The following is a 24,538-nucleotide window of genomic DNA, read 5'->3' as shown; positions in this document are numbered from 1 at the left end:
GATTGACGATGGTACAATTGTACGTCTACCCTGTCCATCGAAAATGCGACTCTGCACACAGGAAACGCGCCATGTCCGCACCGACCCTTCCGACCCATGCCCGCGTCGTCATCGTCGGCGGCGGCGTGATGGGGGTGGGCCTTGCTTACCACCTTGCGCACGAAGGCTGGGGGGCCGACACCGTCCTGCTGGAAAAGGCCGAACTGACCAGCGGCAGCACGTGGCACGCCGCCGGGCAGATCACCCATTCGACGAGCAGTTTCAGCCTGGGCAAATGCGTGGACTACAACATCGGGCTCTATTCCGGCGGGCTAGAGGCTGAAACCGGCCAGCCGGTGACTTGGCATGGCTGCGGATCGTTCCGGCTGGCCTATACCGAGGACGAGATGGACTGGCTGCGCCACACGCTTTCGGTGGGCCGCACGCTTGGCTTCAACATCGAGCTTGTCGGGCCTGCGCGGATCGCCGAACTGCACCCGTTCTACAATCTCGACGGGGTGCTGGGCGCGCTGCACACGCCGGATGACGGGCATGTCGACCCCACCAACGTCACCATGGCCATGGCCGCCGGGGCGCGTCAGAAGGGCGTGCGCATCTTCCGCCGCTGCCGCGCCACCAACATCACCCGGCAGGGCGACGACTGGGTGGTGGACACCGAACAGGGCACGATCCGCTGCGAACACGTGGTCAACGCGGGCGGCACCTATGCCCGGCAGATGGGCGAATGGTCGGGCCTGCAATTGCCCATGACGTCGATGACGCACCATTACTTTGTCACAGATACCGTGCCCGAGTTTCGCGACCTCGACCGCGAACTGCCGGTGATCCGCGATGACAGGAAGGTGTCCGGCTACATCCGGATGGAGCAGAAAAAGGGCCTGATCGGGATCTACGAAAAGGAAAATCCCAACACCGTCTGGGTGGACCACTGCCCGTGGGAGGCCGAGAACGAGCTTTTCGATGCGGATTACGACCGCGTCATGCCCTGGCTCGAAAACGCGCTGGAACGCATGCCGATCTTTGCCGAACTGGGCATCACCCGCGATGTGCACGGCGCGATCAGCCACCCGCCTGACGGCAACCCGCTGATCGGTCCGGCCCCCGGCGTGCGCAATTACTGGTGCTGCTGCGGCACCCAGATCGGCATCGGCTGGGGGCCGGGGCTGACCCGCGAACTGGCGCGCTGGATGGTGCACGGCGCCGCCGACATCTCGATGCGCGACTACGATCCGCGCCGCTTTGGTGCCTATGCCACGAAGGACTGGCAGGTCATCAAGGCCAGGGAGGATTACTGCCTGCGCCACGAGATCCCCTTCCCGCATTTCAACCGTCTGGCCGGGCGGCCGGTGAAGCCGTCGCCGCTCTATGACCGGCTCAAGGAAAAGGGCGCGGTGTTCGAAGAGGTTTACGGCCACGAACGCCCGCGCTGGTTCGCGAAGGATGGCGTGCCGCAGCAGGATCAGTATTCGTTCCGCCGCAACGTCGTGCACGATATGGTCGCCGCCGAATGCCGGGCGGTGCGCACGGGTGTGGGGATCATGGATATTTCCGCCTTCACCAAGGTCGAGGTGACGGGCCCCGATGCCGCTGCGCTGCTGGACCGGCTGGTCGCAAACCGCCTGCCGCAAAAGGTGGGGGGCATCGCGCTTACCCACATGCTCAACCGCCGCGGCAGGATCGAACTGGAAACCACCGTGGTCAAGCTGGCCGAGGATCGCTACTACCTCGTATGTGCCGCCTTCTTTGAACAGCGGCTGCTGGACCATATCGAGCAGAACCGCGCGGGCGAGGACGCTCGGGTCATCCTGCGCTCCGACGACTGGGCGGCGCTCGCGCTCAACGGTCCGGCTGCGCGCGATGTCCTGGCGGAATGCACCGATGCCGACCTCAGCAACTCCGGGTTTCGCTGGCTTACCGCGCGGCAGATCACCGTGGCCGGAGCTTCGGTCTGGGCCTTCCGCATGTCTTATGCGGGCGAATTGGGGTGGGAGCTGCACATGCCGCGCGATCACGCCCTTGCGGTCTATGACGGGCTTTGGGCTGCCGGAAATGCGCATGGCATCGCCGACTACGGCAGCTTTGCCATGAACGCGCTGCGCATGGAAAAGGCCTTTAAGGGCGCAGGCGAACTCACCAACGAGGTCACGCTGGCAGAGGCCGACGTGATGCGTTTTGCCCGGCTCGACAAGGACTACCTGGGCGCCGCGGAAACCCGCGCCAGCGCCGGGCAGGCGCAACGCGGCGCGCTGCCCTGGATCTGCGCCTATCTCGAGATCGAACCCGATGGCAAGGTCGACGGCCACGGCGGCGAGGCGGTTCTTCTGAAGGGTTCGGTCGTCGGCTCTACCGCGTCGGTCGCCTATGGCCACAGCGTCGGCAAGATCCTCGCCTTTGCCTATCTCAAGCCGCACGCCGCCGCCCCGGGCACCACGCTTGAGGTCGTGATTCACGGCCAGCCCCGTTCGGCAAGCGTGCTCGGCGCACCGGCCTACGACCCCGAAAGCCTGCTGCCCCGGACCGACGCCGTCTACGAGCCGGCAGAATAGCAGCGGCACCCACCAACGGTCCGAGCGCACCGCAGACACCAAACGGAGCCCGCCCATGACCTTGCCCAAGACGATGCGTGCCATGGTGACCATGGGACATGGGGATCTGGACCGGATGGTGCTGCACACCGATTGGCCGCGCCCCGATCCGGGTAAGGGCGAGGTGCTGATCCGCGCCGGTGCCTGCGGGCCGCGCAACGCGGACGGCTACCTGCAGATGACAGACGCGCCCGTGCTGGGCGTGCACCCGGACGAGAACATGCAGGGCGCTCCGGCGGTGGCGGCTTACCCATGAAAATCACCCGCCTGTCGCTCTGGCACGTGCCGCTGACCAGCCACACCGCCTATTACATGGCCGATGGCAAGACCTGCGATACGGTGGAAAGCGTGGTCATCGCGGTCGAAACCGACGCCGGCCTGACCGGCTGGGGCGAGGTTTGCCCGATCCCGCATTACCTGCCCGCCTATGCCCGCGGCGTTGCCCCCGCACTGACCGAACTTGCGCCGGTCATCCTGGGCGGCGATCCGCTGGGGGTCGAGTCGCTGATGGCAAAGGCCGATGCCTGGCTGCCCGGTCATGCCTTCGCCAAGTCGGCGCTCGACATCGCGCTGTGGGACATCACCGGCAAGGCGGCAGACCTGCCGCTTTACACGCTCATGGGGGGCCGACAGGCGGCGGACCTGCCGCTTTATCATTCGATCACCTGCGTGGCCCCGGACGAAATGGCGCGCATCGCCCGCGACGCCCGGGCCAGCGGCATCACCCAGTTTCAGGCCAAGCTGGGCGCGTCGGGCGATTGGCGAACCGATGTCGAACGCCTCGTCAAGGTGCGCGAGGCGGTGGGCCCCGGCCCGCTGGTCTACGGCGACTGGAATTGCGGCGCGACGACCCTTTGGGCCACGCGTGTGGGACGGGCCGTGGCGGGTTTCGACGTGATGCTGGAACAGCCCTGCGCCACGCTCGCCGAATGCGCGCAGGTGCGCGCGGCGACGGACCTGCCGATGAAGCTTGACGAGTTGGTGCATGACACTGACACGCTCTTGCAGGCGCATAAGCTGGGAATCATGGATGCCGTCGCGCTGAAACTGTCGAAATTCGGCGGGCTCTCGGCGTTGCGCCGGGCGCGGGATCTGTGCTTGCATCTGGGGGCGAAGATGTGCGTCGAATGCACCTGGGGCTCTGACATCGTGACCGCCGCCGCTCTGCACCTTGGTGCTGCGACCCGTCCGGCGCGTCTGCTGAACGTCTGCGATCTCTCTGGCTATGTCGCCCCCCGCGTTGCGCCCGACGGCCCGGTGCGCCGACAGGGCCGGATCGCCCCGCCCGACGGGCCGGGCCTGGGCATCGCCCCCGACCGTGACCTGCTGGGTCCCCCTGATCTGATACTGGATTGAACCGATGAACAGACACCACAGCCAAGCCGACTGGACCGACCGCGCCCGCGCCGTACTGCCCGGCGGCGGTTTCGGCAATTTCGACCCCGGAATCGTGATCAGCGAAGGGCGCGGCGCGCGGGTCTGGAACGAGGACGGCCGCGAATATGTCGACTACCTGATCGGGTCCGGCCCGATGCTGCTGGGCCACGGCCATCCCGAGGTGCTGGAGGCCGTGTTGGAACAGCTTCCCAGAGGCCAGACCTTCTTTGCCAACAACGCGCTGGGCATCGAACTGGCCGAGGAGATCTGTCGCGCCGTCCCCTGTGCCGAACAGCTGCGCTATGTCTCGTCAGGCGGTGAGGCGGACATGTACGCCATGCGCCTGGCGCGTGCCTTTACCGGGCGCGACAGGATCGTGAAGTTCGAAGGCGGCTATCACGGCATGTCCGCCGAGGCGCAGATGAGCCTGGCCCCCGCGCGCCGCGAGAACTTTCCGCAGGCCGTTCCCGACAGCGCGGGCATCCCCCGCAGCGTGGCCGACGAAATGTTGATCGCGCCCTTCAACGACGCCGATTACATCCGCTCGCTTCTGGCCGAATACGACGGCCAGATCGCAGGCCTGATCGTGGAGCCGCTGCAACGCATCATCCCGCCCCAGCCGGGGTTCCTGCAGATGCTGCGCGCCGAATGCGACCGCTACGGCATCGTGCTGATCTTCGACGAGGTGGTGACCGGTTTTCGCTTTGCCTATGGCGGTGCCCAGGAACACTACGGGGTTACGCCGGACCTCTGCACGCTGGGCAAGGTGATCGGCGGCGGCTTTCCTCTTGCCGCGACGGTGGGCCGGGCCGATATCATGGCGCATTTCGACAAGGCCGCGGTTGGCGAAGACCGGTGGCTCATGCAGATGGGGACGCTTTCGGGCAATCCGGTTGCGGCGGCGGCGGGGCTCAAGAGCCTCGAAATCCTGCGCCGCGACGGGCAATATCCGCGGCTGCGCGCATTGGGCGACAGGGTGGCGGGACTGATCGGCGCCGCGCTGGATCCCACAGGCATTCCGTACCGCATCGTGGGTGACGCGACGCTGTTCGAGGTCGTGTTCACCGCGCAGGATCCGCGCGACTACAGGGCCGTGCAGGTGGGCGACGCCGGGCGGGCCAAGGTCTGGAACGATACATTGCGGCGGCACGGCGTTTTCAAGTCACCGGGAAAAACCTACCCCAGCCTTGCCCTGACCGAGGAGGATCTTGCCCTGACGGACGCGGCGGTCAAAGCAGCCGCCGCCGCGCTGGCAGAGATGGGCTGAGCCACGAGCCAAAGGACCGCTCTCAAGACCACGCTTTTTGTCAGGGCGGCGGCGCTCTTCGTTCGCTTAGGGGCGGTGGCCTCGAAAGCGGCACGAAAATAAGGGCGTTTCGCATTTGTCGTGACAGGTCAGGTGCGCTACGCTGACTCAAGGTCTGCTCGCTGGCAGACCGTCCGGGGTTGGGAGCATGCGATGACCGTGCGATCAGAAGTGTCACAGGCTACGCCGCTGGCCGAGGTGCCGCGCGCGCCTGCGTTCATCGTGACGCTCTATGGCGACGTGGTCGAACCGCGGGGCGGTGTGCTTTGGATCGGCACGGTGATCGAGTGCTGTGCCAGACACGGGTTGAACGAGACGCTTGTCCGCACGGCGGTGTCGCGGCTTGTGGCGTCGGGGAACCTTGAAGGGGTGCGGATCGGGCGCAAGAGCTATTACCGCCTGTCGGAGCGCGCCCGGGCCGAGTTTCGCGAGGCCGCGCGCCTGCTGTTTCAACCGCCGCCTGCCACCGAAGACTGGCTGTTCTGCCTGACCGAGGTCGCGCGGGAGCAGGAGCTTCCCGCCGCCTGGATCCGCCTGTCACCGACCGTTGCGCTCGCCCCGAACCGGGAGGATCTGGCGCCGATGGAGGGCGTGATCATGCGGGCGAAACAGCTTGAGGGATACGGCGATTTACGATCGCTCGCGCGGGAAAAGTGGCGCCTTGACGAGGTTGCCAGTGCCTATGCCGCGTTTCTGGACCGTCACCGCGGGTTGCCAGCGCGCATCGCGACTGATTCGACCCTGTTGGCAGAAGAGGCGCTCGCCCTGCGGCTGCGTCTGGTGCATGATTACCGCCACGCGGCGCTTGCCGATCCACGATTGCCACGTGCCGCCTGTCCGGCGGATTGGCCCGCAGACCGGGCGCGGCGGCTGTTCGTGACCGGCTACCTTGGCCTCTCCGGTCTGGCAGACAGCTATGTGGGCGACCATTTTCTCAATGACGACGGGCCTTTGCCTGCCGCCAACCCCGAGACGCAGCGGCGCTTGTTCCGACTGGAGCGGGAGGCGGCGGATTGGGGGCCTGACGGCCTGACCGATGAAACATTACAGTGATGCCTAAGTTTCCATTTAACATGTGCTGCATTGCGTGGTAATACCCTGACCGAACGGTCGATCTTTGCGGGTCGCCGGCCAGAGACTGAGGGAGACGACACGGATGGCCGAAGCCTTCATTTGTGACGCGGTGCGAACGCCGATCGGTCGCTACGGCGGCGCGCTTTCGGGCGTGCGGGCAGACGACCTGGCTGCCGCCCCACTGGCCGCGCTGGCGACACGCAACGGCGCGGTCGACTGGGAAAGCACGGATGATATCATCCTTGGCTGCGCCAACCAGGCGGGCGAGGACAACCGCAACGTCGCACGCATGGCCGGGCTGCTGGCGGGTTTGCCGGTCGCGGTGCCCGGCACCACGGTCAATCGGCTGTGCGGGTCGGGCATGGATGCGATCGGTCTTGCCGCGCGCACGATCCGCGCGGGGGACGGCGAGCTTCTGCTTGCCGGTGGGGTGGAAAGCATGAGCCGCGCGCCCTTCGTCGTCGCAAAGGCGATGCAGGCCTTTTCGCGCAATGCCGAAATGTATGACACGACGATCGGCTGGCGGTTCAAGAACCCGAAGCTGGACAAGGCCTTTGGCACCCATTCGATGCCCGAAACCGCCGACAACGTGGCCGAGGACTACGGCATCAGCCGCGCCGATCAGGATGCCTTTGCCGCGCGGTCTCAGGAACGGTGGGAGGCGGCGCAAAAGGCGGGCATCTTCGCCGAAGAGATCGTCCCCGTGACGATCCCGCAACGCAAGGGGGATCCGAAGGTCGTCGACACCGACGAACATCCCCGCCCGGGCACCACCGCCGAAGACCTTGCCCGCCTGCGCGGCGTCAACGGCCCTGACCTGACGGTCACGGCGGGCAACGCGTCGGGCGTGAACGACGGGGCCGCGGCGGCGATCGTCGCATCCGAGGCGGCGGCGCAGAAGAACGGCCTGACCCCGCAGGCCCGCATCGTCGCCATGGCGGCGGCGGGGGTCGCGCCCCGGATCATGGGTATCGGCCCGGTGCCGGCCATGCGCAAGGTGCTCGACCGCGCGGGACTGATGCTGGATCAGATGGACGTTATCGAGTTGAACGAAGCCTTCGCAGCGCAAGGCCTGGCCGTGCTGCGCGAACTGGGGCTGCCCGACGACGCGCCGCACGTGAACGCCAATGGTGGCGCCATCGCCTTGGGCCACCCGCTGGGCATGTCGGGCGCACGACTTGTGCTGACTGCGACGCGGCAATTGCATCGCTCCGGCGGGCGCTATGCGCTCTGCACGATGTGTGTGGGCGTAGGGCAGGGGATCGCCATGATTCTGGAACGGACCTAGATTACCTTCGGGAGGAAAGATCATGTATGCACAGATGGTGAAATCGGACGGCATGAAATCTCTTGAAGAGATGAGCCCCGAGGAACGCGCCTTTCAGGAGCGGGTCGACCGGAACGAGAAGATCGAGCCGAAGGAATGGATGCCCGAGGGCTATCGCAAGACACTGATCCGCCAGATCGGCCAGCACGCCCATTCCGAAATCGTCGGCCAGTTGCCCGAGGGCAACTGGATCACCCGCGCCCCCACGCTGGAGCGCAAGGCGATCCTGCTGGCAAAGGTGCAGGACGAGGCGGGCCACGGGCTCTATCTCTATTCCGCCGCCGAAACGCTGGGTGTCACCCGCGATCAGCTGACCGAAAAGCTGCTGTCGGGCGAAATGAAATATTCGTCGATCTTCAATTACCCGACCCTGACATGGGCAGACATGGGCGCGGTCGGCTGGCTGGTCGACGGGGCGGCGATCATGAACCAAGTGCCGTTGCAGCGCACCTCCTACGGGCCTTACGCCCGCGCGATGGTCCGGATCTGCAAAGAGGAAAGCTTTCACCAGCGGCAGGGCTATGCGGTGATGATGAAGATGGCGAACGGCACGCCCGAGCAGAAGGAAATGGCGCAGGACGCACTCAACCGTTTCTGGTTCCCCGCGCTGATGATGTTCGGGCCATCCGACAAGGACTCGGTGCATTCCGCGCAGTCGATGGCGTGGAAGATCAAGATGAACACCAATGACGAACTGCGTCAGAAATTCGTCGACGAAACCGTGCCGCAGGCCGAATACCTTGGCCTGACTGTCCCGGACGAGACCCTGACCTGGAACGAGGAGAAGGGCGGATATGATTTTGCCGAGCCGGACTGGTCCGAGTTCTTCGAAGTGATCAAGGGCAACGGCCCCTGCAACGAAGAGCGCCTGGCCGCGCGCCAGAAAGCCTGGGACGACGGCGCGTGGTTCCGCGATGGGCTGACCGCCTATGCCGACAAGGCCGCCGCGCGCCGCGCCAATGGGGCGATGGCCGCCGAGTGATCGGACGCTTAGGGAGGAGATGACATGAGCAAAAAAGAATGGCCGCTGTGGGAGATCTTCATCCGGGGCCAGCACGGGCTGAACCACAGGCATGTCGGATCGCTGCACGCGCCGGATGCCGAAATGGCGATCCGCAACGCGCGCGACGTCTATACCCGCCGCAAGGAAGGGGTGTCGATCTGGGTCGTGCCGAGCGCGCAGATCACGGCGTCGAGCCCCTCGGAGAAAGGGCCGATGTACGACCCGGCCGAGAGCAAGGTGTATCGTCACCCGACCTTCTACGACATTCCCGACGAAGTGGGGCACATGTGATGCCGTCGCTTCCCGACGCCGCAACTCCCGATGCCGAAGCGCTCGCTCAAGAGGCCGCCGCCCATCAGACCCATGACCCGCATGTCGCGGATGTCGACCTGCAACCGGCCTTCTTCGACTGGCTTTGCCGGTTGGGGGACAATGCCCTGATCCTTGGTCACCGCATCTCGGAATGGTGCGGGCACGGTCCCGCGCTGGAGGAGGACATCGCGCTGGCCAACACCGCGCTGGACCTGATCGGGCACACGCAGATGTGGCTGGGTCTGGCGGCCGAGGTCGAGGGAGCGGGGCGCAGCGCCGATGATCTGGCGTACCTGCGCGACACGCTGAAGTTCCGCAATCTCAAGCTGGTCGAACTGCCCAATGGCGACATGGCCGTGACCCTGATGCGCGAATTCCTGTTCGATGTCTTCCATTTCGAGCTGCTGACGGCGCTTAGAGATTCCTCAAGTCCGCGCGTGGCCGAGATCGCCGCCAAGGCGCTGAAGGAGGTGTCTTATCATCTTGAGCGCTCGTCCGACCTCGTGGTTCGGCTGGGTGACGGCACCGAAGAGAGCCACACCCGCATGCAGGCGGCGCTGGATCGGCTTTGGCCCTACACGGGCGAGATGTTCGCGGCGGATGCGGTCGACGACGCGGTGGCCGGGGCCGGGATTGCACCCGCGCTGTCTGACCTTCTGCCGCGCTGGCGGCAGACCGTCGATGAGGTGCTGGCAGAGGCGACATTGAACAAGCCCGAGCAGCGTTTCGACGCGCAGAAAGGCGGCAAGCAGGGGCGGCACACCGAACATCTGGGCTATATCCTGGCGGAAATGCAGTTTCTGCAGCGCGCTTATCCGGGCGCGAGCTGGTAGATCCGATGACGCAGGTCCTGCCATCAACGCAAGAGGTCTGGGATTGGCTCGCCGAGGTGCCGGACCCCGAAATTCCCGTGGTGTCGGTCACCGATCTGGGCATCGTGCGCGAGGTCCGGTGGGATGGGGGGACGCTGGTCGTGGCGGTCACGCCGACCTATTCCGGCTGCCCCGCCACCGCCGTGATCGACCTGATGATCGAAACTCACCTGCGTGAAAAGGGCATCGGCGCCTTGCGGCTTGAACGCCGCCTGTCGCCGCCCTGGACGACCGATTGGGTGACGGAGGCGGGCCGCGACAAGCTACGCGCCTATGGCATCGCGCCGCCGGTGGATGGCACTGCGTCCGACGGGATGACGGCGGGTCGTGCGGCGCGGTTGTCGGGCCGGTCGAACCTGGTGATCGCCTGCCCGCGCTGCGGATCGAACCAGACCGAGCGGGTAAGCCAGTACGGCTCGACCCCGTGCAAGGCCAGCTATCGTTGTCGCGACTGCCTGGAACCCTTCGATTATTTCAAGTGCCACTAGGCGTTTCGGTGCCCCGGCGGGGCGCTGCCCCAGATGCGTCCATGTCCAGACATCAGGAGGACTGACATGCCCCGTTTCCACCCGCTCGAAGTGACCGAAGTGCGCCGCGATACCCGCGACGCGGTGGTGGTCACGCTCAGGCCGCGTGACGAAGAAGCGGCGCAGTTCGACTTCACCCAAGGTCAGTACCTGACCTTTCGCCGCGACTTCGACGGGGAAGAACTGCGCCGGTCCTATTCGATCTGCGCCGGCGTGGGCGAGGGATGCCTGAAGGTCGGGATCAAGCGGGTCGAGGGTGGGGCCTTTTCGACCTGGGCCAATGAAGAGCTGAAAGCCGGCGACACTCTGGACGCGATGGTGCCGCAGGGCCGGTTCTTCACTCAGATCGACCCCGACAGCGCCAGAACCTATCTCGGCTTTGCCGGCGGCTCGGGCATCACACCGCTGCTGTCGATCATCAAGACCACGCTGGCGCGGGAACCCGACGCCACCTTTACGCTGGTCTACGCCAACCGGCAGGTCAGTTCGATCATGTTCCGCGAAGAGCTGGAGGATCTCAAGAACACCTACCTCGGGCGGTTTTCGGTGATCCACATTCTTGGCAGCGAAGGGCAGGAGATCGACCTGTTCACCGGCCGCATCGACGCCGAGAAGATGGAGATGCTGTTCCGACTCTGGATCGACGCGGAAAGCGTCGACACCGCGTTCATCTGCGGACCCGAGCCGATGATGCTGACCATCGCCGAAAGCCTGCGCCAGGCGGGGCTGAGCGACGCGCAGATCAAGTTCGAGCTTTTCGCCTCGTCCCAGCCGGGCCGCGTGAAGAAACGCGTGATCTCGAAACAGGCGGCGACTGCGGGCAATACCTGCGAGGTGTCGGTGACGCTCGACGGGGCGACGCGCAACTTCCGCATGCCCAAGGATGGCACTGCGGTGCTGGACGCCGCGCTGGGTCACAACCTGGACGCGCCATATTCCTGCAAGGCGGGTGTCTGTTCCACCTGCCGCGCCAAAGTGCTGGAAGGCGAGGTGGAGATGGAGATCAACCACGCGCTCGAGGATTACGAGGTGCGGGCGGGCTATGTGCTGTCGTGCCAGTGCGTCCCGCTTTCTGACAGGGTGGTGCTGAGCTATGACGAATGATTTCGACACCATGACCTTTGCCGATTACCTCGCGCAGGGGGGCAAGCTGACCTCGCCCGAAAACGTGCCGCCGCGCTACCGCGGTGAGCTTTTGCGGCTGATGTCCTCCTTTGTCGACAGCCAGCTGGCCGCTTCGGCGGGGTTCGCCGCCGCGATCAACTGGGCGCCGGGCATCAAGTCGCGCATTGCCGCCAGCCGCATCACACTGGAAAAAGCCGACCACGCCGAGCGGGTGCTGGACCTGATGGAGGGATTCGGCACGGACAAGACCCTTTACGACCGCGCGCATGACTGGTCGGCGCGCGAACCCCGCGACAGCACGCTCGAGGCCAGGCGCCACGGCGGGGACATGCGCCTGTCGGTCTTTCACTATCCGCTGACCGGCTGGACCGATGCGGTTGTGATGAACGTGCTGATGGGGCAGGCGACGCAGCATGCGCTGGGTGAGTTGACCCAGTGTTCCTACCAGCCGCTCGCGGACGTGCTGCGTGGCCTGCTGCCGCGCGAACGGCGGCACATGGAACTGGGGCTGGAAGGGCTGGAACGGATCGGCGCGCCCGACGCGGCGAAGGCGTCGGTCGCCTACTGGATGCCGCGCGTGGCCGAAACCTTTGGTCCGGCCCAGTCCGACCGGTTTGAACGGCTCAAGGCGATGGGCCTGCGCCGCACCGACAATGAAACCCTGCGCAGCGCGTGGCGCGCCGAGGCGGAACAGACGCTCTCTGCGCTTGGTCTGAACTGAACGGAAAGGGACGAGCAGATGCTGGATACCGGACGCACCGCGCGCCGCCTCGAAAGCTATGTGCACGGAGCCTGGCGCGCTGGCGAAGGCGCGGGCAAGCCGCTGGCCAATGCCGCGACAGGCGAAGTTCATGCCTATATCGGCTCCGAGGGGCTGGATTTTGCGGGCGCACTGGTCTGGGGGCGCGAAGTGGGCGGCGCGGCCCTGCGCGCGCATACGGTCCATGAACGTGCGCTGATGCTGAAATCCATCGGTCTCAAGCTGTTGGAGATGAAGGACGCGTTCCACGCCGAAAGCCTGTCCACCGGGGCCACGCCCAAGGACGCTTGGCCCGATATCGATGGTGGGATCGGCACGCTGCTGACCTTCGCGTCGATGGCGCGGCGCGAATTGCCGAACGCCAAGGTTATTCCAGAAGGCGCGGTCGAGCCTTTGTCGAAGGATGGCAGCTTCGTCGGCCAGCACATCCTCGTGCCGATGCGGGGCATCGCGATCCACATCAACGCCTTCAACTTCCCGGTCTGGGGGATGCTGGAGAAGATCGCGCCGGCGCTGATCGCCGGGATGCCGTGCCTGGTAAAGCCCGCGTCCTCGACCGCCTATCTGACCGAGCTGGTGGTGCGGCGCATTCTAGACATGGGCATCCTGCCCGACGGCGCGCTGCAGCTTGTCTGCGGCGGGGTGGGCGACATGCTCGACCATGTCACAGGGCAGGATGTTGTCACTTTTACCGGCTCCGCTGCGACAGGCCGCAAGCTGAAATCGCAACCCGCGATCGTCGAAAACGCCGTCCGCTTCACGATGGAGGCGGACAGCCTGAACGCCGCCATCCTCGGTCCCGATGCGGGACCCGATACACCGGAATTCGATCTTTTCGTGCGTGAAGTGCATCGCGAGATGACCGCCAAGGCCGGGCAGAAATGCACGGCGATCCGGCGTGTCATCGTCCCGAAAGCGCTGGAGGGTGACGTCATCGCAGCGCTGTCGGAACGGCTGGCGAAAACCCCGGCGGGCCTGCCCGATGCAAAGGACACGCGGCTGGGCGCGCTGGCGTCCCTCGGTGACCGCGACGGTGTGCGCGAGAAGATCGCCGAGATTGCCCGCGAGGCCGAAATCGTCTTTGGCGATCCCAACACGGTCGACGTCCTTTCCGGCGACGCTGAAAGGGGCGCGTTCCTGAACCCGGTTCTGCTGCGCTGCGCCGCCCCGATGACCGCTTGCGCCCCGCACGAGGTCGAGGCCTTCGGCCCGGTCGCCACGGTCATGGGCTACGACGGATTGGAAGAGGCGATCACCCTGGCGATGAAAGGCAAGGGGTCGCTTGTCTCCTCGGTCTTCACCAACGACAATGCTGTCGCGGCAGAGCTGGTTCTGGGCATCGCGCCCTTCCACGGGCGCGTGATGCTGGGCAACCGCGACAGCGCGAAAAGCTCTACCGGCCATGGCGCGCCTCTTGCACCGCTGGTGCACGGCGGACCGGGCCGCGCGGGCGGTGGCGAGGAGATGGGCGGCATGCGCGGGGTCAAGCACTTCATGATGCGCACCGCCGTGCAGGGGACGCCTCGGCTTTTGTCGGCGGTGACAGGCAACTGGGTGTCCGGCGCGCCGGCAGAACAGGGCACGCATCCCTTCCGCAAATCGCTGGCAGAGCTGCGCATCGGCGACCAACTGACCACCGATGCCCGTGTGGTCAGCCAGGAGGACGTGGAGCATTTCGCAGAGTTCACCGGCGACACCTTCTATGCCCACATGGACAGCGACGCCGCCAAGGCGAACCCGTTCTTCGAGGATCGCGTGGTGCATGGCTACCTCATCGCGTCCTTCGCGGCGGGTCTGTTCGTACAACCCGATCCCGGTCCGGTGCTGGCGAATTACGGCGTCGACAACCTGCGCTTCCTCACGCCGGTCTATTTCGGCGACAGTCTTCAGGTGCAACTGACCTGCAAAGAGATCAATCCACGCGAAGGCACGGTCTACGGCGAAGTGCGCTGGGATTGCCGCGTCACCAACCAGCACGACGAGGTCGTCGCGCAGTACGACGTGCTGACGATGGTCGCCAAAAGCTGGCCGTTGCCGGAAGAGGCGTAGCTACGGCTTCGCGGTTCCGGGATGCGCGCGGCCGCTATCTCAGGCCCGTGATCCCGTCGAGGAGCAGCGTCGTCGCCAGGCGGGCATAGTCGTCGCGGCTGATCTTTCCGCCGTCGCGGAACCACATGTAGACCCAATTCATCATCCCGAAAAGCGACATCGTCACCGGCATCAGCAGCGGCCGTTCGGGGCTGTTGAGGTGCGGGTGCAAGCGGGCGATGACGTCAGAGAAATGCTTCACGATGCGGCGCTCGATCTGGGTGATCTCGGCCTTCTGGTCGTCCGACAGGGCCGGACCGGCATTCAGCTGCACCTTGTGCTGATCGTCGGCGCCCTTGTAGGCCTCCAGCACGGTCATCACCAGCCGTTCAAGCTGCTCGCGCGGCGGCAGCGCCGCGTCCCTGGCGTCTTCCAGTCCGGTGTCCACCTCTTCGAGATGGGTCTTGATGATCGCGAAGATCAGCGCGCCCTTTGACGGATAGTAGTGGTAGAGCAGCGATTTCGACACGCCGGCCTCTGACGCGATCTGCGACATGGAGGCTTTTTCCATGCCCTGCGTCGCGAAGACATTCGCGGCGGTCAGAAGCAGGCTGTGCTGCTTTTCCTCAAAGTCGCTGGCGCGCGTTCTGGCCATGGATACCTTCGTTTCTTGCTTGTCCGGCGGCTGGACGGTTGCTGCCCGCGTGGCTACCGGACCTGATGTTCCCACCCGGATGACCGCTCAGACGCGGCGGTTGTCCACCACGCGCTTGGCCTTGCCTTCGGACCGTGCAACGCCTTCGGGATCGTGCACCTTGATGCGGGTCGATACGCCGACCACCGACTTGATGTGATGCGACAGTTCCTTGGCCGAGGCGGCGCGGGCATCGGTGTCGGCCCGGGCCGGGGTGCATTCCACATGCACCGTCATGACGTCCAGCCGATCCTCGCGCGTCAGTTCGATCTGGAAATGCGGGGCGAGGCCGTCGCACTTGAGGATCTGTTCCTCGATCTGGGTGGGAAAAACGTTGACGCCGCGCAGAATGATCATGTCGTCGCTGCGGCCGGTGATCTTTTCGATGCGCCGCATCGACCGCGCGGTACCGGGCAGGATGCGGGTCAGGTCGCGGGTGCGGTAGCGCACCATGGGCAGGCCTTCCTTGGTGAGCGTCGTGAACACGAGTTCGCCCATCTCGCCATCGGGCAGCACGTCGCCGGTCGTCGGGTCGATGATTTCGGGATAGAAGTGATCCTCCCAGACGTGCAGGCCGTCCTTCGTCTCCACACATTCCTGCGCCACGCCAGGGCCCATCACTTCCGACAGGCCATAGATATCGACCGCGTGCATGTCGAAGGCCGCTTCGATCTCTGCGCGCATGGCGTTGGTCCAGGGCTCCGCCCCGAAGATCCCGACACGCAGTGAGCTTTGCTGCGGATCAATGCCCTTGCGGCGAAACTCATCGAGGATCGAAAGCATGTAGGACGGCGTGACCATGATGATCTGTGGCCCGAAATCCTGGATCAGCGTGACCTGCCGTTCGGTCATCCCGCCCGAGATCGGGACCACGGTGCAACCGAGGCGTTCCGCGCCGTAATGCGCCCCCAGCCCGCCGGTGAAAAGGCCATAGCCGTAAGCCACGTGGCAGATGTCGCCCTTGCGCCCGCCCGCGGCGCGGATCGACCGCGCCACGCAATCGGCCCAGTTGTCGACGTCCGTTTGGGTATAGCCGACAACCGTGGGCTTGCCGGTCGTCCCGGAAGAGGCGTGCACGCGCACCAGTTCCTCGCGCGGGACGGTGAACATGCCGAAGGGGTAGGTGTCGCGCAGATCCTGCTTGAGCGTGAAGGGAAATTTGGCGAGGTCCGCGAGCGTCTTGAAATCGTCGGGATGCGCGCCGTGCGCGTCGAATTGCGTGCGATAGAAGGGGGAGTTGTCGTAGGCGTGGCGCAGCGACCAGGCCATGCGCTTTTCCTGAAGCGCGGAAATCTCGTCCCGGCTGGCAATCTCGATCGGGTCGAGCGAGCCCTTCGTGGGCGTCAGGTCTGTCATGGGTTCCTCCCTTCATGATCAGATGTCCGGGCGGTCCCGGACAGCATGGGCGTGCCAAGCGACCGCGAATGGCCGCGGAATTCGGCGATGACGGTCCCGTCCTCCCGGGTGACCGTCACATCGTAGATGCCCGACCGGCCTTTGCGCGACACCTCGCGCGCGGTGGCGGTCAGGCTGTCCCCCAGCGTGCCGGGGGTGATGTAGGTGACCGAACAATGCTGCGCGACGGTGACGGCGTTGTAGGTGTTGCAGGCAAAGGCAAAGGCGCTGTCGGCCAGCGTGAAAAGATAGCCGCCATGCGCGTTGCCGTGTCCGTTGGTCATGTCCGACGTCAGCTCCATCCCCAGCGTCGCCTCGCCGGGGGCGATGTGCCTCAGCGTCATGCCCAGCCGTTGCGAGGCGCTGTCGGAGGTCCACATTTCGTTGGCGCAGGCCTCGGCCAGGTCTTGCGGGCTCATATCGTTGGTGCCGGTCATGGCTTATGTCCCCCTAACGATGGATGGTCGTTTCTCAGGAGCGGTCCATCCGCCCTTGGCGCATCCGGCCGGTTCAGCGTCAGGTCTTGAGCGTCCGACCAAAGGGCCGAAGGTACGGTCTGCGGTGTCGTCATGTCATTCTCCCGACGCTCCTCCAGGCGCCTCCGAGATTACTTGTTGCATAAACCGACCGGACGGTCAATGATACTGAATATGCTTGGGGAGCCACCATGACAGATCCGATCACCTGCCAAGGGACCTTGCGGAAGCGCCGTGCAGACTGCCATCCGGGCAGCGGTGGCACCGATCGTGTTGTGCGTCTTGCCAGGGTCCTGCGGGTCGCGCAGACTCGCGGTGGCACGCGCAGGATCGTCAAGCCGCACAATCGAAGAGACTACTTGGGAGTCCGAACATGACACCTCTGACCCTGCGCCATGACGGCGACATCGCCGTCGTCACTCTGGACAACCCGCCCGTCAACGCTTTGTCCGCCGAGGTGCGCAAGGGGCTGTGGGATCTGGTGGCGCAACTGGATGCCGACGCATCCGTCCGCGCCGTGGTGCTGATCTGCGCGGGGCGCACGTTCATCGCGGGCGCCGACGTGCGCGAGTTCGGCAAACCATTGGTCGAGCCGCACCTGCCCGACGTGGTCGCCCGGATCGAGGCGGCGCAAAAGCCCTGGGTCGCGGCCATTCACGGCACGGCGCTGGGCGGCGGGCTGGAGATCGCCATGGGCTGCCGCTTCCGCGTGGCGCTGGGCAGCGCCAAGGTCGGCCTGCCCGAGGTCAATCTGGGCCTCATCCCCGGCGCGTCGGGCACCGTGCGCACACCCCGACTGGCGGGGGTGGCGGCGGCTGTCGATCTGGCGACCGGCGGCAAACCCATCTCGGCCTCGACGGCGCTGGATGCGGGGCTGGTGGATCTGGTCGTCGGCGTCGACCTCGAATCCGCGGCCATCGGCTTTGCCCGAGAGGCGCTCGGGTCGGACCTGCCAGAGCGTGTGTCCGATCGTTCGCTGGAACCGATGCCCGACACGTTCTGGCAGGCGGCGCGCAAGAGCGCGGCTAAGGCCGGCTATCAGGCGCCGCTGCGCGCGCTCGACAGCATCCGTTTCGCGACCGAGAACACCTTTGACGCGGCGATGGCTTACGAACGGGACACCTTCATCGAGTTGCGCGATTCGGACGAGGCAGCCGCGCTGCGCCACGTCTTTTTCGCCGAACGCGCCGCGCCGAAGCCCGCGCCCCTCAGGGACATCCCGCCCCGCGACGTCAGGACCGTCGGGGTGATCGGCGGCGGAACCATGGGAGCCAGCATCGCCGCCGCCTGTCGCGAGGCCGGTTTGCAGGTCGTCGTGATCGAACGCGACCGGGATGCCGTGGAACGCGGTCTAGAGGCCGTCGGCAGGATTTTCGACGGCGCGGTGAAACGCGGAAAGTTGACCACCGACGCCAGGACCGACCGCATGTCAGGTGTGCGCGGCAGCACCGACTATGGCGACCTTGCCAGGGCCGATCTGGTGATCGAGGCGGTGTTCGAGGACCTCGAGGTCAAGCGCGCGGTCTTTGCCGAGCTGGGCCGGGTCTGCCGCGCCGATGCGGTGCTGGCGACCAACACCTCGTACATCGATCCCCGCGCGATTGCCGAGGGGCTGCCCAACCCCGACCGATTCATCGGTCTGCATTTCTTCAGCCCGGCCCACATCATGAAGCTGCTGGAAATCGTGCCCACCCCCGATACCGCGCCGGACGTGCTGGCCACCGGATTTGCCCTTGCCCGCGCGTTGAACAAGATCCCGGTGCAGGCCGGCATCTGCGAAGGGTTCATCGGCAATCGCATCCTCAAACGCTACCGCGCCGAGGCAGAGGACCTGGTGACAAAAGGAGTGGCGATTGCCGAGGTCGACGCCGCGATGCGCGACTACGGGTTCCGGATGGGACCGTTCGAGGCGCAGGATCTGGGCGGGCTCGACATCGCCTTTCTGCAGCGCGAAGGCGCACGCGCCGCTGGCGAGGATGTGCCCGAGACCCTGGCCGACATCCTTGTCCGGGCCGGGCGCAAGGGGCAGAAGACCGGCGGCGGCTGGTACGACTATGCGGAGGGCGACGGGACACCACACCCGTCGGACCGCGTGGCGAAGCTGCTTGCGCAATGTATTACCGCTGCCGCACCCGGGGCGATGGCCCGCAAAGACATCGCGCGCCATCTGGTCGGCACCATGGCAGCGGAAGGGCAGGCGATCCTGTCCGAAGGCATCGCGCAAAAGCCCGAAGACATCGATCTGGTCGAAATCCACGGCTACGGTTTCCCGCGCTGGAAGGGTGGCCCGATGTTCTCCTCAAGGACCAGCGGTACGGATGAGTAACGCGGATCGGACGCGCGGAGGGCGTTTGCCTGTCTTGGTCAAAAGGTGGGGATCAAGGTCAGACCTCCGGGAAGACCTCGCCGGTTTCGGGATGGCCCGGCCTTCCTTTCAGATACGGCGGTTCGGGGCTTGCGCCAAGACGCGGGCGACGGCGCGCTCCGTGCTGGCCAGCGCGCTTTCCACATAGCCGCCGGACAGGAAGTCGCCGCAGACCTCCAAGCCGTCACGCCTGTCCATCGCGGCAAGGAATTGCTGCGCGCGTTCGGAATGGCCGGGCAGGCATTGCGGCACGGCCTGCGCGTGCCGCGTGACGTCGCTGCTGTCGACCCTATCGGCAAGCTTGGGAAAGAAGGACGAAAGCTCTGCGATGACGCGGCGCACGAGGTCGGGGTCCGTCGTCGCGGCGACATCGCCCGCTTTGGGCCAGCAGATCCAGGCTTGCAGCGCCGACCGGCGGCTGGGGACCATGGCGGGGGATTTCCGCGCGGCGTCGACGCAAAAGCTCACCAGCCGCGCCGGGTCATGTGGAAAGACGAAGGACCAGCACCGCCCCTTCAGGGGCCGGTCGAGAAACAGCGTCACGATCACCCCGGGCGGATGCGGAATGTCGCGCAGAAACGCCTGTTCCGACGTCCAGTCCCGCGGGAGGAGCTCGGCCAATGCCTGCGGCGGGACGGCGGCCACAACGGCAGAGGCGCGCAGGACACGCCCGTCGGTGAGCACGACACCCGTGACCGGCCCGTCCTCGCTACCTTTGCACAGCAGCCCCTGCGCCCGGGTCGCATAGGACACGTCCAACCGGCCGGCGAGCGCCGTGTGCACCGCCGCCATCCCGTCGTCGAGCACGAGGTAGTCGGTCATCAGGATGATCCGCATCAGCCGGACCAGATGCAGGTAGGAGATGTCGAACCCCGGCTGGCCTTCGGGTTCGACCAGGGCCCCGACAGAGATCAGCGCCCGCAGGGTGTAGGCCCGTTCGACCGGATCGGTGACGGCCTCCAACGCCGTCAGACTGTCCGGCCCGGGGTAGGATGTCACCGCGTAGGGATGGATCGGATGCCGCAGCATGCGGGCAAGGCCGCGCGCGAACAAGGCGACGTTGCCGCGCAGGCCGATCGAGCGGATGACGGGAAACCGATGCCCGGTGGAAAAACCGCCCGCGGGGTGAAGGTCGTCGAAAAAATACGTGCCGCCCCGCAGCCGCCGCCAGGTGACGCCCGCGTCTTTCAAAAGGGCCTTGCCGCGAGAGTAGTTGGAATGGAAATACTGCGTTCCGACGTCGACGCGGTCGCCGCTTCCGTCCGGCCTCGGGATGGTGACGGCGCGCCCGCCGGGCCGGTCCGACGTCTCGATGACCTGAACCGCGCGGCCGCGTTTCCGCAGCGCCGTCGCGGCGGCCAGGCCAGAGATGCCGGCCCCGATCACGATCACCGGGTCAGTCATAGCGCACCCCCATGTCGGCGGCCTTGATCAGGCGCGCGGGGTCCGGCGGGGTTGCCGTGGGGCGTTTGGCTGTCCATTCGATCATCCGCCGGGCCATCGCGGCGGCGGCGTGTCGGCAGCCGTCGGGGTGGTAGATCGTGCCGCGCACCTGCACGGTGTGGCAGATGGCCTTCACCAGGTCGGAAAACAGGTCCTTGTCAGACTGCCGAGGCGCTGCCCAGAAGGCATCGAGATCCCCCTGATGGGTCAGGCCGGGCACGTCGTAGAGCGTCGGCATGATCGCATGGGTCGGGCAGCTTGCGTCAAGCGCCTCGAACCCGGCAGAGCTGTTCACGCTGACGAATCCCGCCGCCCCGTTGCAAAGCTCCGCGACTGTCGCCCCCTTGATCATCCGCAGGCGCCCGTCCAGCCCGAACCGCTGGCACACCTGCCTGAGCGTCGCCCTGACCCGGCCAATAGCGAAGCTGTGCGGATGGGGTTTGATGACCAGCGTCGCTTTGCGGGGGGCATGCGCTGCAAAGGATCTGGCGACGGCCACGATGCTGTCCCGAACGTCGTCGTAAGGGGAGTGATCCCGGATCTGGTAATCCCCGTCCAACTGCAGGGCGAAGACATAGTATGGTGCGGTCGGCAGTGGATGAATTTGTCTGAACCGCCTTCGAACCTGTCCGAAGACCCAGCCCGGATAGACCCGCCAGGCGGATTGATCGCGGTGGCTTTGGTAGTGCGGGAAACGGCGGGCGTAGAGGGTGTTGAAGAGCGAAAACCGAAGCTCGCCCACAACGCGCGGCCATATGCGCGACGTCCAGCGCGGCGCAAGGTCGATGTCCGGGCTTTCGGCTGCGATCTGGCGGATACGGGCAGGATCGGACGGAAACCGCGACAGGGCGGACACGCCGTCACGTTCGAGGATCATCCAGTCGGGGCGCATGTACCCCAGCTCTGACACGAAAACCGCGATGCCGCGGCGGCGCGCCCAGTCCGTGGCGACCCGGTGATAGGGGCGCCTGTCCCCATGCAGCAGCATCACATCGACGCCAAGCGGTGCAATGGTGGTGTCCAGAAAACGCTCCCAATCAGAGAACGGTTGCGTGAATTCCAACGCGCCCGCATGCGGCCAGTCGGCGACGTCGTTGCCGCTGAACTGCACACGCAGGACGTTGCAGCCCGCGGTTCTGAGATGCCCCGCAATCTGACCATAGAGCGGCCCTAGCGGCCCTTGCAGCATTAGGACGGTGGGCGCCGCGGTCAAGTGCCCCACTCCGGCAGGGTCGGCACACCCATGGCGTGGGCGCGGGCCAGCCGAGGCGGAGGGGTGACGAAGCAGCCGTGGCGGTTCACGTCTCTTTCGATCAGGCGACGGGAAAACTCCGGGACCGCACGTGCCCGCCCGGAAGGGGTGAGAAAATTTCCCTTGATCTGGATCGCGGCGATAAGCAGCCGCCGGAACGCGGCCACGGTCGACGGCACAGGCGGCTGCGGATCGGTCCAGAACGCGTCCAGACCCGTCTGGTGTGTCATGCGGGGCATGTCGTAGACCGCGATGCCCATCGTGCAGACCGCCGCACCCCGCTGCAGGGCCGTCAGACCGGCGGTGCTGTTCATCGTGACCACGCCCTCGCACCTGTCGATCAGTTGGATGAGGTCGCCGCCGTCGATCACGTGGACCCTGTCCGGCAGGCCGAGCCGTGCGGCGGTTTTTCGGATCAGACCGGCCCAATCCCGCAGCCCGTTTTCCAGCGGATGCAACTTGAAGACCAGGTGCCGGTCGGGCGGGGCATGCACGCAGAAGCTCGTGATCACGTCAGTGGCGAACTGGTCGAGGCTTTCGTACCGCGTCGCCCACCGGACCTGGTAATCGCCCTGCATCTGCAGCAGCACCAGGTTGAACGGCGTGTCCTGCCGGCAAAGTTGGTCGGTCACCGCCCGGGCGTGCCGCGCGCGGCCTTTGCGAAACGCCAGCTTGGGAAGATAGCTCAGATATTCAGTCACGGGATTGAACCGCCGGTCGCGCACGTACCCGGGATAGAGAAAGGACAGCAGCCATGATCCGAGATGATAAAACACCTCCGTCGGGGCTTCGTCGCTGAACCCGTAGGGATAATGCCCGTCCGGTTCGGCGTGATCGACCTTGGCGGCCAGATCCTCGATCACCTTTGGATCGGCGGGAAAATGCGACCGGACGCCCATCCCGGTGCGCTCCAGGGTGATGAAATCGGGCCGGAGGTATCCGAATTCATAGGCGTAGCAGGCGATGCCGCGACCTTCGGCGACCTCGCTCGCGATGCGATGATAGGGGCGCTGATCGGCGTAATAGACGATGTCGGTGATCCCGTACCGTTCCAGAAACCCGCCCAGCCATGCGCGCCAGTTCGCAAGCGACCCGCGGTAATTGACGGCGCCGATGCCCATTCGGAAAAACCAGTCGCCGAAGGTGAGGTTGACGACGTGGCAGGTCTGTCCCTTTGCGCGCATGTCGCGGATCACCGCGCGTCCGAAAAAGGACGGATGCGATTGCAGGAATAGAAAGGCGCGGACCGGCGATGTCATGGCCGACCGGGAGGCGGACAGAAAGGGGCCTGGGGGACGAATACGAAACCGTTCACGAAAGCTCTGCCACTGCGTCAAGAAGCTGGTCAATGACGCCCCGCCCGTGATCCTGGGTGAGGAATATCCGCAGGCGCGCCGATTTTTCCGGCACCGCCGGGGCGATCACCGGGAGGACGTTGAACCCCTTCTCCAGTAGCGCGTTCGACATCTTCGTCGCCTTGAGGGAGTCGCCGATGATGATCGGGGCGATGGCAAACCCGTCCGACAATCCGCAGTCGAGGCCCAGGTCGGTCGCTTTGCGTCTGAAATGGCGCGACAACTCGCGCAGCCGTCCGACCCTTTCGGGTTCACGCGCCAGCGTTTCGACCGCCGCCAGGGCGGCTGCAGTATTGGGCAGCGACAGCCCGACGGAATAGACGAATCCCGGCGCGTGATAGCGCAGAAGGTCGGTCAGCGCCGTGGACCCGGCCACGAGACCGCCGCAGGACGCAAAGGTCTTTGAAAGGGTGCCCATGGTCACATCGATGGCCGACCGGTCGATGCCCTGCTCTTCGGCAATGCCGCGCCCGGTATCGCCGAGCACGCCCAGTGAATGCGCCTCGTCCAACAGAAGCCAGGCCTCGTGGCGAAACTTCACCTCCACGAACTTCGCCAGATCCGGCGCGTCGCCGTCCATGGAATATAGCCCCTCGATCGCGATGAGAACGTTGTCGTAGCTGTGCCGCCTGGTTTCGAGCTGGTCATCGACCCACTGCCAGTCGTTGTGCGGAAAGGTGAGGTGCGCGGCGCCCGACGCCCTGATCCCTTCGAAGATCGAATTATGGGCAAGCGCATCCACCAGGACGAGGTCGCGCGGACCCAGCAACGTGCGCAGGACCGCCACGTTCGTCGCGTGGCCCGAAACAAAGGTCAGCGCCGCGTCTGTGCCAAGAAAGGCCGCCAGCTTTTCCTCCAGACGGGAATGCAGCGACCGCTCTCCCCCGACCAGACGGGACGCCGTCGCCGACACGCCCCATTCCCGGGCGGCCGCCGCCGCAGCGGCCCTGACGGCGTCACAGGTGTTGAGCCCGAGGTAATCGTAGGCGGCGAAGTTCTCGACCCAGGTGTCGCCGATCAGGATCCGCGTGCCGTCCGCGGCACGGGCGTTGCGAAAGAAGGGCGACTCGACACCCAGAAACGCGCCGGCCTGTCGGGCCAGGGAGATTTCCGAGAATTTCTCGTGCGTGGCAAAGTCGAACGGCACCCGACGCGGTGCCGCGGCCGGTTTCGGGCGCGCCTCGGCCACGGCCAGGGTTTCGTTGATCTGGCGAAGCTTTCGCAGCAGGGTCGCTTTGTGATCTTTCTCCATCCCGGTTCCG

The 24,538-nt window shown here is 65.7% G+C and carries 21 protein-coding genes; 14 read left to right on the top strand and 7 right to left on the bottom strand.

All coding sequences use genetic code 11. The annotated features are described in order from the left end of the window. Positions 1-71: 71 nt before the first annotated feature. The 13 genes from ACOXXX_RS14940 to paaZ all read left to right on the top strand — a co-directional run bounded on the left by ACOXXX_RS14940 (position 72) and on the right by paaZ (position 14,317). Positions 72-2,546 carry an FAD-dependent oxidoreductase gene (locus ACOXXX_RS14940; protein WP_422827402.1) on the top strand — a complete coding sequence of 825 codons (2,475 nt, stop codon included), beginning with the start codon at positions 72-74 and terminating at the stop codon, positions 2,544-2,546. Positions 2,547-2,601: 55 nt separating this feature from the next. Continuing rightward, positions 2,602-2,841, top strand: coding sequence for a hypothetical protein (locus tag ACOXXX_RS14935; RefSeq protein ID WP_422827401.1), 240 nt, complete (start codon positions 2,602-2,604; stop codon positions 2,839-2,841). Continuing rightward, positions 2,838-3,941, top strand: coding sequence for a mandelate racemase/muconate lactonizing enzyme family protein (locus ACOXXX_RS14930; RefSeq protein ID WP_422827400.1), 1,104 nt, complete (start codon positions 2,838-2,840; stop codon positions 3,939-3,941). The genes ACOXXX_RS14935 and ACOXXX_RS14930 overlap by 4 nt, the downstream gene beginning before the upstream one ends. A gap of 4 nt (positions 3,942-3,945) precedes the next feature. Beyond that, positions 3,946-5,229 carry an aspartate aminotransferase family protein gene (locus ACOXXX_RS14925; RefSeq protein WP_422827399.1) on the top strand — a complete coding sequence of 428 codons (1,284 nt, stop codon included), beginning with the start codon at positions 3,946-3,948 and terminating at the stop codon, positions 5,227-5,229. A 192-nt stretch (positions 5,230-5,421) separates the two neighbouring features. Beyond that, entirely contained in the window at positions 5,422-6,321 is a 900-nt protein-coding gene (locus ACOXXX_RS14920; protein WP_422827398.1) for a PaaX family transcriptional regulator C-terminal domain-containing protein, read from the top strand. Positions 6,322-6,424: 103 nt separating this feature from the next. Next, positions 6,425-7,630 (top strand): 3-oxoadipyl-CoA thiolase, encoded by a 1,206-nt coding sequence (gene pcaF / locus ACOXXX_RS14915; RefSeq protein WP_422827397.1) that lies wholly within the window; start codon positions 6,425-6,427, stop codon positions 7,628-7,630. Between the two features lie 22 nt (positions 7,631-7,652). After that, complete coding sequence (paaA, locus tag ACOXXX_RS14910) at positions 7,653-8,651, top strand: 1,2-phenylacetyl-CoA epoxidase subunit PaaA (protein ID WP_422827396.1); 999 nt, start codon at positions 7,653-7,655, stop codon at positions 8,649-8,651. 24 nt (positions 8,652-8,675) lie between these two features. Next, complete coding sequence (gene paaB, locus ACOXXX_RS14905) at positions 8,676-8,963, top strand: 1,2-phenylacetyl-CoA epoxidase subunit PaaB (RefSeq protein WP_148587546.1); 288 nt, start codon at positions 8,676-8,678, stop codon at positions 8,961-8,963. Continuing rightward, positions 8,963-9,817: a 1,2-phenylacetyl-CoA epoxidase subunit PaaC gene (gene paaC, locus ACOXXX_RS14900; protein ID WP_422827395.1), complete on the top strand. Its 855-nt coding sequence runs from the start codon at positions 8,963-8,965 to the stop codon at positions 9,815-9,817. Before paaB ends, paaC begins: the two co-directional genes overlap by 1 nt. 5 nt (positions 9,818-9,822) lie before the next feature. After that, positions 9,823-10,344, top strand: coding sequence for a 1,2-phenylacetyl-CoA epoxidase subunit PaaD (gene paaD / locus ACOXXX_RS14895; RefSeq protein WP_422827394.1), 522 nt, complete (start codon positions 9,823-9,825; stop codon positions 10,342-10,344). Between the two features lie 66 nt (positions 10,345-10,410). Next, positions 10,411-11,487 carry a 1,2-phenylacetyl-CoA epoxidase subunit PaaE gene (paaE, locus tag ACOXXX_RS14890; RefSeq protein WP_422827393.1) on the top strand — a complete coding sequence of 359 codons (1,077 nt, stop codon included), beginning with the start codon at positions 10,411-10,413 and terminating at the stop codon, positions 11,485-11,487. Beyond that, entirely contained in the window at positions 11,477-12,229 is a 753-nt protein-coding gene (locus tag ACOXXX_RS14885) for a Phenylacetic acid catabolic protein (protein ID WP_422827392.1), read from the top strand. The genes paaE and ACOXXX_RS14885 overlap by 11 nt, the downstream gene beginning before the upstream one ends. Before the next feature lie 18 nt (positions 12,230-12,247). Next, a complete protein-coding gene (paaZ, locus tag ACOXXX_RS14880; protein ID WP_422827391.1) occupies positions 12,248-14,317 on the top strand; it encodes a phenylacetic acid degradation bifunctional protein PaaZ in 2,070 nt (689 codons plus the stop codon). 34 nt (positions 14,318-14,351) lie between these two features. On the opposite strand, the gene ACOXXX_RS14875 is transcribed toward paaZ, so the two are convergent. The 3 genes from ACOXXX_RS14875 to paaI form a co-directional block, all read right to left on the bottom strand. Next, positions 14,352-14,951 (bottom strand): TetR/AcrR family transcriptional regulator, encoded by a 600-nt coding sequence (locus ACOXXX_RS14875; RefSeq protein WP_422827390.1) that lies wholly within the window; start codon positions 14,949-14,951, stop codon positions 14,352-14,354. Positions 14,952-15,038: 87 nt separating this feature from the next. Continuing rightward, positions 15,039-16,346 (bottom strand): phenylacetate--CoA ligase PaaK, encoded by a 1,308-nt coding sequence (paaK, locus tag ACOXXX_RS14870; protein WP_422827389.1) that lies wholly within the window; start codon positions 16,344-16,346, stop codon positions 15,039-15,041. After that, entirely contained in the window at positions 16,343-16,804 is a 462-nt protein-coding gene (gene paaI / locus ACOXXX_RS14865; RefSeq protein WP_422827479.1) for a hydroxyphenylacetyl-CoA thioesterase PaaI, read from the bottom strand. The genes paaK and paaI overlap by 4 nt, the downstream gene beginning before the upstream one ends. Before the next feature lie 430 nt (positions 16,805-17,234). Between paaI and ACOXXX_RS14860 the strand changes: the two genes are divergently transcribed. Further along, the gene (locus ACOXXX_RS14860) at positions 17,235-19,187 is read left to right on the top strand and encodes a 3-hydroxyacyl-CoA dehydrogenase NAD-binding domain-containing protein (protein ID WP_422827388.1); all 1,953 of its coding nucleotides are present in this window, start codon (positions 17,235-17,237) and stop codon (positions 19,185-19,187) included. Positions 19,188-19,295: 108 nt separating this feature from the next. Here ACOXXX_RS14860 and ACOXXX_RS14855 read toward each other — a convergent pair whose 3' ends face one another. From ACOXXX_RS14855 to ACOXXX_RS14840, 4 genes are read right to left on the bottom strand one after another with little or no spacing between them, the layout of a single operon-like run. Further along, on the bottom strand, positions 19,296-20,630 hold the full coding sequence (locus ACOXXX_RS14855; RefSeq protein ID WP_422827387.1) for a protoporphyrinogen/coproporphyrinogen oxidase: 1,335 nt from the start codon (positions 20,628-20,630) through the stop codon (positions 19,296-19,298). Next, positions 20,623-21,882, bottom strand: a complete 1,260-nt coding sequence (locus ACOXXX_RS14850) for a capsular biosynthesis protein (RefSeq protein WP_422827386.1) — start codon at positions 21,880-21,882, stop codon at positions 20,623-20,625. The genes ACOXXX_RS14855 and ACOXXX_RS14850 overlap by 8 nt, the downstream gene beginning before the upstream one ends. Continuing rightward, a complete protein-coding gene (locus tag ACOXXX_RS14845; protein WP_422827385.1) occupies positions 21,879-23,180 on the bottom strand; it encodes a capsule biosynthesis protein in 1,302 nt (433 codons plus the stop codon). Before ACOXXX_RS14845 ends, ACOXXX_RS14850 begins: the two co-directional genes overlap by 4 nt. Before the next feature lie 52 nt (positions 23,181-23,232). After that, a complete protein-coding gene (locus ACOXXX_RS14840) occupies positions 23,233-24,528 on the bottom strand; it encodes an aminotransferase class I/II-fold pyridoxal phosphate-dependent enzyme (RefSeq protein ID WP_422827384.1) in 1,296 nt (431 codons plus the stop codon). Positions 24,529-24,538: the final 10 nt, after the last annotated feature.

Origin of the sequence: Thalassococcus sp. BH17M4-6, from assembly GCF_049323015.1 — a bacterium.
Classification (GTDB): domain Bacteria; phylum Pseudomonadota; class Alphaproteobacteria; order Rhodobacterales; family Rhodobacteraceae; genus Puniceibacterium.
This window is presented reverse-complemented; position numbering and strand designations above follow the sequence as displayed.